General features: G+C 32.0%; 4 protein-coding genes and 1 pseudogene. All 5 read right to left on the minus strand.

Annotation, left to right across the window (positions count from 1 at the left end; genetic code table 11):
- Positions 1-897, minus strand: an 897-nt coding sequence (locus tag JG776_RS12290; protein ID WP_291967947.1) for an ROK family transcriptional regulator, incomplete at its 3' end; no start/stop codon positions are given.
- Positions 898-954: 57 nt separating this feature from the next.
- On the minus strand, positions 955-2,124 hold the full coding sequence (locus JG776_RS12295) for a sugar ABC transporter permease (RefSeq protein WP_291967949.1): 1,170 nt from the start codon (positions 2,122-2,124) through the stop codon (positions 955-957).
- Positions 2,121-3,644, minus strand: coding sequence for a xylose ABC transporter ATP-binding protein (locus JG776_RS12300; protein ID WP_009051952.1), 1,524 nt, complete (start codon positions 3,642-3,644; stop codon positions 2,121-2,123). The genes JG776_RS12295 and JG776_RS12300 overlap by 4 nt, the downstream gene beginning before the upstream one ends.
- A 57-nt stretch (positions 3,645-3,701) precedes the next feature.
- A complete protein-coding gene (gene xylF, locus JG776_RS12305; RefSeq protein WP_003868242.1) occupies positions 3,702-4,808 on the minus strand; it encodes a D-xylose ABC transporter substrate-binding protein in 1,107 nt (368 codons plus the stop codon).
- A gap of 86 nt (positions 4,809-4,894) precedes the next feature.
- Positions 4,895-5,135 (minus strand): annotated as a pseudogene (locus JG776_RS12310) (xylulokinase); the annotation flags it as partial.

Below are 5,135 nucleotides of genomic sequence, written 5' to 3' on the forward strand. Positions count from 1 at the left end.
AATATCAAGAGCACTAAGTGTATTAAAATTATCTTTATTTATATAATTATCAGATTTTCCCATTATCAACTGTGTATGTATATAATCGAATAGTGCTTTTTCTGATGCATAATTTTCCCAACAACCTGTATTTCCACAACTACATTGATGGTCATGTATATTTATTGTCATATGTCCCATTTCTCCTGCCAGCCCTACTGTCCCTCTATACAGTTCTCCATTGATTATTATTCCTGTACCAATACCAATTCCAGCACTTACATATACGAAATTGTTGTATTTAATTCCAGTGCCAAACCACTTCTCACCTATTGCTCCTACATTTGCTTCGTTATCTATGTGTACTTTAATTTTGAATTTATTTTCTATGATTTCTTTAAGAGGCACATCCTGCCATTTTAAATTCGGCGCCATCAATATACTGCCTTTTTTGTAATCCACAATGCCTGGCACACCAATCCCAATACCTAAAATTCCCCTAATAGTGTTAGGTGCATTTAAAATTGCTTCGTCAATCAATTCTATTAAACGCTCAATAATAGCCTGTTGACTTTCACCAATTTTTATATCGACTTTCTTTTCCCAAATGACATTTGCCATTAAATCAGTCAAAACAATTAATATATAGTTTACATCCAAATCAATACCTATTATACAGCCAGCATTGTTATTGATGCTTAATATGATTGGTTTTCTACCACCTTTTGATGCACCAGGCCCTTCTTCCCTTACAAACCCTTCGTTTATAAGTTCATCAACAAGGAAAGAGACAGTTGACTTGTTTAAACCTGTAATATGTGCAATATCCGCTCTTGAAATATTCCCTTTTTTTCTTATGGTATTGAGCACTATTGATTTATTTATTTGCTTAACTAATAATTGATCCGCTGTTATCATTTCTTCACCTTTTTATTCCATTTTCATTGTTTTATTTTCCATATATTAATTATATCACTATTTATTTTTAGATACCACATCTATCCATACAGCTATAAGTAAAATTAATCCTTTAACAACAAATTGCCAAAATGGTGGAGAATTAAGCATACTCATTCCATTATCTATACTTGCCATAACTAACGCACCTATAACCGCTCCAAACACTGTCCCTACTCCACCGCTCAGACTAGCACCACCAATCACACTAGCAGCAATTGCATCTAACTCCGCATTTTGCCCTGCAGAAACAGATGCAGCATTTAACGTTGAAGTTAGTAGTATTCCTGCAAATGCAGCAAGCAAACCATTTATAGCAAATAAAATTAGAATAATCTTTTTGACATCAATGCCTGATAATTTAGCAGCTTCAACATTACCACCAATAGCGTATACTCTTCTTCCAAACACAGTTTTAGAAGAAATGTACGAGAAAATTAACGCTAATATCAATAAAATCAATACGGATAACGGGACACCTTGATATAAATTTAAAATAAAGACAAATAAACCAACGAGAATTATTAAAAAAGTCATTTTTAAAATATCAATTCCTAATGGAGGAATATCTAAATTATATTTAGCTTTTGTTTTTCTGCTATTTAACACTAAATAAACTATCAAAAAAGCAGCTATAATCCCCAGTAAATATCCGCTATTTTGTGTTAAATAAGCTTGCCCTATAAATTGAAAATCTGAGCTCAAAGGAGCAATAGTATATCCTTTACTTATACCGATTAGAATTCCTCTAAACACAAGCATCCCTGCAAGTGTCACAATAAAAGCCGGAACGTTTCTATAAGCAACCCACCATCCATTCCATAATCCAATTATCACGCCTATTGCTAAAGCTACCAAAATAGAAACTATCCCATTTACGTGATACCAAACATTTAAAATAGCCGCAATACCACCTGTTAAACCAAGTAAAGAACCGACTGATAAATCTATTTGACCTGCAATGATTACAAATACCATTCCAATAGCCAAAATCCCAGTAGGGATTGCCTGTCTTAAAAGATTAGATATGTTTCTTGGTGTAATAAAATTGCCATCTGTTGCTATTGAAAATATAGCCCATATAGCTATTAATGCTATAAGCATAGTATATAATTTCATATTTATGTTCAAAATTCCAAGCTTTGATACATATTGTTTATATTCATTATCTTTAGGCTTTACCATCATTCCTTACCTCCTATTGCACATTGCATTATCATTTCCTGTGTTACATTTTTGTTTTCAAATTCACCTTTTTTCTCGCCTTCATGCATTACAATTATTCTATCGCTTATGCCAAGTATTTCTGGTAATTCTGAAGAAATCATTATTATTGAAATTCCTTCTTGAACGAGTGAAAACATTAATTTATATATCTCATATTTTGCACCAACATCAATGCCTCTTGTCGGCTCATCTAAAATTAATATCTTAGGTTTTCTTAATAAATTTTTTGCAAGTACCACTTTTTGTTGATTCCCACCACTTAAATTTTTAACAGGTAAATTAAGACGTGGTGTCTTTATGCTTAACTTTTTTACATAATCTTTTACATCTAATAGTTCCTCATTCTCATTTATGGTACCAAGTATACTTTTATATTTTTCTATATTTGATATAGTCATATTTTCCTTTACTGACATTAAGCTTATAAGCCCAAGTCTTTTCCTATCTTCTGGTACCATCGCAATACCATGTTTTAATGCATCATTTGGATTTTTAATAATAATTTTTTTACCCTCTAAATATATTTCACCTGAATACTTCCCAGGATATGAACCAAAAATACTTGAGACAAGTTCCGTTCTCCCTGCCCCTATAAGCCCTGCAATTCCTAATATTTCTCCTTCTCTGAGACTAAAACTAACATTTTTTACTATTCTTCTATTAGGAACTTTGATATCAAAAACATTAAAATTCCTTACTTCAAATATCTCTTTGCCTATCGAGTGTTCTTCTCTGGGATAAAGTTGCGATAACTCTCTTCCTACCATCATATTTATAATTTTTTCTTGTGTTAAATTTTTAACATCATCACTTCCAATTGTTTTGCCATCCCGAATTACAGTAACAGTATCAGCTATTTCCATTACTTCATTTAACTTATGTGAAATATAAATACAGGTAACACCATTTTGTTTCAAATGCTTTAAAATATTTAACAAGATTTCTACATCGGATTCTGTTAAAGAAGATGTCGGTTCATCTAAAATCAGTAAATTTGCATTCTTCGATAATGCTTTCGCAATTTCAACCAATTGTTGCTGTCCAACACCTAAATTTTTTACTAACGTATTTGGATTAATATCAAGATTAAATTGTTGCAAAATTTTTTTCGTCTCGATATACATTTGATCAAAATCAACTATCCCATTTTTATTTGGTTCATTCCCTATAAAAATATTTTCTTTTACTGAAAGCTCCTTAATTAAAGCTAATTCTTGATATATAATAGCTATACCTTTTCTTTCAGCATCTTTAATTGAATGTAAAATCAATTTTTCACCATTATAAAATATTTCGCCAGAATAAGTACCATAAGGGTATACACCACTCAATATTTTCATCAATGTAGATTTTCCTGCACCATTTTCTCCACAAAGAGCATGAATTTCTCCTTTCTTTACTTTAAGAGAAACATTATCTAAAGCTTTGACTCCTGCAAAATCTTTTGTAATATTACGCATTTCTAAAATATATTCACTCATATTAACCCTCCATTGTTAAGCATAAGTAGGGGAATGATTTCATTCCCCTACAATTTTTTATTGTTTAGGCCATTGGTCTTTGGGAATATTCTTATAAACTTCTTCTAACTTTTGGAACCCATCCTTTATAACCGTATCAAACATATTATTTTTGTCAACTGCAATAGGAGTTACCAAAACAGAAGGTACATCTATCTTTCCATTATTTACAGTTCCATTTGTTTCAATTTTTTCTCCTTTCGCCATAGCAACTGCCATTTCAGCCGCTTTTGTAGCTTCTAATACGATTGGCTTATATACAGTCATGGTTTGTTTGCCTTCCACAATCAACTGACAATTTGCTAAGTCAGCATCTTGACCAGAAATAGGCACTTTTCCAGCTAATTTCTGTTCTTCTAAAGCTCTGATTGCTCCCAATGCAGTACTGTCATTAGCGGCAACAACTGCATCAATTTTATTATTATTAGCTGTTAACGCATTTTGCATAATCTTATAGGCTTCGTTGGTATCCCAATTTTTAGCCCATTGTTCTCCTACAATTTTAATATCCCCCTTGTCAACTAGTGGCTTTAATACTTTCATCTGCCCTTCATAAAATAGTTTTGCATTATTATCTGTCGGAGAACCTTCAAGCAAGAAATACCTACCCTTGGGTACTAATTTAGTAATTGCTTCTGCTTGTAATTCTCCAACTTTAACATTATCAAAAGATACATAATAATCTAAATCAGAGTTCATTATTAATCTATCATAGGCTAAAACCTTTACACCTGCTTTATGCGCTTCTTCTACTATAGGCGCAATAGCACTACCATCAGTCGGAAGTATAACTAAAACTTTTATCCCTTGAGCAATTAAATTTTGGCATTGTGAATATTGCAATTGTGGATCACTGTTAGCAGATTGCACTAAAACTTCTGCTCCCAATTCTTTCGCTCTTTTTACAAATAAATCTCTATCCTTTTGCCATCTTTCCAAAGCCAAATTATCCATACTGAAGCCTATTTTGATTGTTTCTGTATTTTTAGCATTATCTGAAGAAGTTGTTGTAGAAGTAGTACTTTGCTGGTTGTTAGATGTAGTAGCACATCCAGAAAATACAAATGTCAAAATTAACACCATTATAAGTGGTAAAACAATTTTTCTGGAAATTTTCCATGACATACTTATTCTCCTCCTCAAAATAATATATTTTTATAATATTTTTGCTGTAAAAGATTTTGTCTTGTGATATTTTTGGACACCCCCTTTTAACTATTTTTTGAGATTCTTTTAAATGTATTTTTTAGTAAGTAATACAAGTCCTTGTAGATAGCATATATTTCATCATATTTACTTACATTTTCTCCTATTGGATACACACTATCAGTCACTTTGATGAGTGTACTACATGCCTCCTCAACATCTTTAAATATACCATATCCTACTGCTGCCATTATTGCTGCGCCAAAAGCTGGTCCTTCAGTCGCATTTACCATGTCTACTCTGACA

The organism is Caloramator sp. (assembly GCF_020054765.1).
In the GTDB taxonomy this organism is placed as follows: domain Bacteria; phylum Bacillota; class Clostridia; order Clostridiales; family Caloramatoraceae; genus Thermobrachium; species Thermobrachium proteoclasticum.